The sequence below is a fragment of the Devosia riboflavina genome, from assembly GCF_000743575.1.
Classification (GTDB): domain Bacteria; phylum Pseudomonadota; class Alphaproteobacteria; order Rhizobiales; family Devosiaceae; genus Devosia; species Devosia riboflavina.
Window position 1 is genome coordinate 1 of sequence record NZ_JQGC01000093.1, and the last position, 576, is coordinate 576.

The window sequence follows — 576 nt, forward strand, 5'->3', positions numbered from 1 at the left end:
GGAAAGCATGGGCCCGGCCGGGGTCACCGTGGCACGACTCGCCAAGGCCGGTTGAGATCGACAATGGCGGGGCGGATTTCAAAGCCGCCCCCCAGCCATTTCAGCCAATGCACACCGCCGCGACGCAGATCACCCGCGTCGATCACCGTCGCCTCGCTCCGGCAATAGGCGGGCGCGTAGAGACGCGTAACGACGAGATCAACTGCCGCGCAATCCTCGCCGAACGCGGCCGCATCGCGCACGACGGCAATCCGATAGCCACCGGCCGCCTCAGCGATACAGCCGAGGGAATCGCAGGCGACGCCGCTCGTAGCCTTCTCGATCGGCTCCGAATAAGTGTCCTCCCATAGCTGCACTGCGAATGAGCCAGGCTTGCCGGTGGCAAGCGCAAGGCCGTCAGGGCCGCGGAAGGCCAATGCCTGCGTCGTGTCGGCAATCAACACGTCCGGTGGACGGTCGATGGCGAAGAGCGGCACCGTCACTGCTACGAGGACAGGCCCCAGCAGTCGCCAGCGCGTCTTGAAGAAAGCGAACCAGGCCAGGCACGCCAGCCCAATAGCCCGGGCCAACGGTGTC

The 576-nt window shown here is 66.1% G+C and carries 1 pseudogene; it reads right to left on the bottom strand.

What is annotated here, in order from left to right:
- Positions 1-23 precede the first annotated feature (23 nt).
- Positions 24-576: pseudogene (locus JP75_RS26740) on the bottom strand (ComEC/Rec2 family competence protein); the annotation flags it as partial.